We start from the raw sequence: 3,732 nt of genomic DNA, 5'->3' as shown, positions 1-3,732 counted from the left end.
TGCCAGCCAGAAATACCCTTTGGCGCGCACAAGCCCCGGCCATGAGCGGGAGATCAGTGAAGCGAAGGCTTCTGGCTCGAAGGGTTGTCGGGCGCGATAGACGAAGCTGGTCACGCCATAGGCCTCAGTCTCCGGCGCATGCATGTGCGGGTGATAGAGTTCCTGAAACCAGCGGGCATGGCGATGGGCCCGCTCGAAATCGAAAAGGCCGGTATCAAGCACCTCCCGCGAGGCAAGACGGCTTTCCGAGGTTTCGATCACCCGGGCCTCGCTATTGAGGGCGTTGATGATGGAGCGTGCGACCCGGCGCTGTGCCTCGCTTGCCGTATCGATCTTGTTGAGCACAATGACGTCGGCAAATTCGATCTGCTCCGTCAGGAGATCGACAAGGCTGCGATGGTCATCCTCGCCAGCGCTCTCACCCCGCTCATGCAGGAAATCGGTGGAGGAGAAGTCATTGAGCAGATTGACTGCATCGACCACCGTCACCATCGTATCGAGCCGCGCCACGTCGCTCAGACTATGCCCTGCCTCGTCACGAAACTCGAATGTGGCGGCAATGGGCATAGGCTCTGCAATGCCTGTTGACTCAATCAGCAGGTAGTCAAAGCGATCGAGGGCGGCAATGCGGCTGATTTCCGTCAGAAGGTCGTCGCGCAGGGTGCAGCAGATGCAGCCATTGGTCATCTCAACGAGGTTTTCCTCTGCACGTGTCAGATCGGCATGGCCCGCGCGAATGAGTGCGGAATCGATATTCACCTCACTCATGTCATTGACGATCACCGCTATCCGCAAGCCTTCGCGGTTATGCAGCAGGTGGTTCATCAGCGTGGTTTTCCCTGCGCCGAGATATCCTGAGAGGATGGTCACCGGCAGGCGCGTGTCACGGTCTCCCTTATTGGTCGCGAGGGTTTCGGCAGTCTCGGCGGAAAGATAAGCGGGGGAAAGGCTGGATGAATCGGGCATGAGGCGCTCGGGCAAGGGAACGGGGAAGGATTGAAATCTTTACTAGAGCTGTTATGTTATAACATAACTTATTCTGAGGGCCACCCATGATTGCTTCCTGCCCGACGCGACGTATCCTCGCCTTCCGTAAAAGCCCGCTGGCGGTCGCACTTCCTTCCGGCGACCTGACGACGCTGCCACTGGGCTTGCACGCAGAGGTGCGCGATGCGGCCTATCGCTACCTTGCGACCCGTCCCGCCGTGATTGTGCTGCGCGGTACGCGTGATGAATTGGGGGTGAAGCTGGCCGATGCCATGCAGGGCACGTTCGACGCCTTGCACGAGGATATCATGTCGCTTGTGTCGCTCTACGCGGATATGACGGGGCACTCTGTCATGCGGATCAGGCTCGAGCGGATCGTGACAGATAGCTGCCGCAAATTCCATGTCGATCACCTCGCCTTGCGTCTGTTGCGCAGCTATGTCGGGCCGGGCGTGCAATGGACACGCGATGACGGCGCCCATATCGAGGATACCCCAGCAGGGGCGGTTGTCCTTCTGGCAGGGACGGCCCATCCCGACTGGTCCGATCAATGCACGGTGCGACATCGGTCTCCACCGATGACAGCGGCACAGCTTCAGGTCGGGGGGAGGCTGCTGCTGACGATTGACGAGACTGCGCTGGGGCATGACGGTCTGATCGATGCCTGCTGCGAAGAGGACCATGACACAGTTGATCGCGGCCTGACCCCGCAGGACGGGCACGCGCTGAACGGCGATGCGGGGTTGCATGTTCGCCATTGAGAGCTGGCCCGACGGGCAGGATATGCTGCACGGGATGGCTTCCCTGTCAGGCCAGGTTCCCCATGTCCGCGCCGGTAATCTGGAGGACACACTGGCAAGCCTGACCCGTCACGATCTCGATATGGTCATCTGGACGCGCCGACCTCCACAAAGCTGGGTGGATGCCATGAGAGAGGCCTTGCCGCCTCTGGAGCCGCTCTCGCTCTCAGGAACGGTCGAACAGGTGATGCAGGCGGCTCAGGCTCTTGTTTCGGATGAAGGATATCCGGAATTCCTGGCAGAGGACCTTGCCCATTGCGCCTCGCTTGCCGCGGCCCTCTCGGGATCGAACCGGATCAGTCTGGTTCTCACCACGGGCGTGGCCGGGGGGCAGCCTGAGCCGGGAGGGCGTCTGTCGCTGTTCTGCGCCTATGGTCATGATGAAGCCAGTTGGAACTCGGGCGAGCCTTTTACGAGCCCGCGCCTCACCCGGTTCGCGCCGTTCAGTCTGGCTTTCATGCCAGTCCGGGATGAAAGTCGGGTGAGGATCGATCTGGACAAGGCCTCGCTCGGCGTTGTGCTGTTCCTGCGCGCCGACTGAGGGCCCAGCGTCAGGGGGTGATCAGAGCGAGATCTTTCCCTGACGATGTAGTGTCTGGATGCGGTCGGCGGTGCGCAGGGCAATGGCGGTGATGGTCAATGAGGGATTGACGCCCCCTGTGGTCGGGAAAATCGACCCGTCGCAGATCCACAGATTAGGGACGTCCCAGCTGCGACAATCGGCATCGACGACCGATGTTTCGGCCGAAAACCCCATCCGCGCCGTACCCGCCAGATGGTTGGTATCGTTTTCCTGACGCCAGATATCCTGTGCGCCGATAAGTTCGAGTGAGCGTTGCATCTCGCCCAGAGCGTGCTGGATCATGACCTTGTCGTTATCCTGCCAGCCATAGGTGATACGTGTGATGGGCAGGCCGTACTGGTCTTTCTCATCAGCCAGCGTCACGCGGTTATTCATGCTGGGGAGCATTTCCCCCACCATCTTGAGGCCGACCTGATGGTTGTAATCCATCATTTTCTGGCGCAGCGCCTCGCCCCACAGCCCGCGCGATGAGGACACGGCAGAGGACCATTCCAGCGGCAGGGGACCCTGGGCCATCCAGCAATACCCGCCAAAGAAATCCTTCTTGTCCTCATAGTTCCAGTGCTCGGTGATGGTGAGAGAGGGCGGCCCCTTGTTCCAGCGCACCGTCTCTTTCATCTTGCCATAAACAGCCTGATTGGATTGCACCATGAGGTTGCGCCCCACATAACCCGACCGATTGCCGAGCCCTTGCGGAAAGCGGTCTGTGGCCGAGTTGAGCAATAGCCGCGGCGTCTCGATGGCATAACCGGCAACAATGACCTGTTTCGCCTTCTGGAAATGCCACTTCCCTTCGCGATGATAATGCACACCGGTCGCGACACCCTGCGCGTTGGTCTCGATACGTCCCACCATGGCAAGATCGCGTATCTCGGCACCGGCCTTCAGGGCACGGGGAATATAGGTCACAAGCTGGCTCTGTTTGGCGTTGGTCGAGCACCCGACACGACAGAAGCCACGATAGACGCAAGAGGGGGAGTCGCCGCGCGGTGCCGAGACCGTGGCAAGAGGCGTTTCAGACCATTGATAGCCCATTGCCTCCGCACCACGCGCAAGCCACTCCGCCGCGCCGCCAATTTCATGCGCACGATAGGGATAGCGTGGCCGTTTTGGCCCCCAGGGATAGGAAATCGGCCCGGCAATAGCGAGGTCGCGTTCAGCCTTGTCGTAATACGACCACATCTCGCGCCAATCGAGCGGCCAGTCGACCGCGTAGCCCAGCTTGGTGCGCGACTGGAACCATTCGGGCCTGAATCGTAATGAAACCATAGCGAAATGGACCGTCGAGCCGCCAACAGCCTTGCCGCTGTTATTGCTGCCCATCTTGATCGGATTTGCCCCATCGATCAGACGCTCATCGGT

At 60.2% G+C, this 3,732-nt stretch carries 4 protein-coding genes; 2 read left to right on the top strand and 2 right to left on the bottom strand.

All coding sequences use genetic code 11. The features are described 5' to 3' along the window. On the bottom strand, positions 1–966 hold a 966-nt coding region (locus tag P792_RS35035; RefSeq protein ID WP_235075549.1), incomplete at its 3' end, for a GTP-binding protein. Positions 967–1,052: 86 nt separating this feature from the next. On the opposite strand from P792_RS35035, the gene P792_RS36250 reads away from it, so the two are divergent. Continuing rightward, on the top strand, positions 1,053–1,748 hold the full coding sequence (locus P792_RS36250; protein WP_023979955.1) for a DUF1826 domain-containing protein: 696 nt from the start codon (positions 1,053–1,055) through the stop codon (positions 1,746–1,748). Further along, positions 1,735–2,328 (top strand): DUF1826 domain-containing protein, encoded by a 594-nt coding sequence (locus P792_RS35025; RefSeq protein ID WP_023979954.1) that lies wholly within the window; start codon positions 1,735–1,737, stop codon positions 2,326–2,328. The genes P792_RS36250 and P792_RS35025 overlap by 14 nt, the downstream gene beginning before the upstream one ends. A 21-nt stretch (positions 2,329–2,349) precedes the next feature. Here the strand turns inward: P792_RS35025 and P792_RS35020 are convergent. Then, positions 2,350–3,732: GMC family oxidoreductase (locus P792_RS35020; RefSeq protein ID WP_023979953.1), on the bottom strand; the 1,383-nt coding region annotated here is incomplete at its 5' end.

This window comes from Asaia sp. SF2.1, assembly GCF_000505765.1.
In the GTDB taxonomy this organism is placed as follows: domain Bacteria; phylum Pseudomonadota; class Alphaproteobacteria; order Acetobacterales; family Acetobacteraceae; genus Asaia; species Asaia bogorensis.
The sequence above is the reverse complement of the archived record's forward strand: the minus strand, read 5'-3'. Positions and strand labels throughout refer to the sequence as shown.

What these genes read in the sequence shown, in the direction of transcription:
- P792_RS36250 (WP_023979955.1), top strand. Translation starts at nt 1,053, where the DNA reads ATGATTGCTTCCTGCCCGACGCGACGTATCCTCGCCTTCCGTAAAAGC.
- P792_RS35025 (WP_023979954.1), top strand. Translation starts at nt 1,735, where the DNA reads ATGTTCGCCATTGAGAGCTGGCCCGACGGGCAGGATATGCTGCACGGG.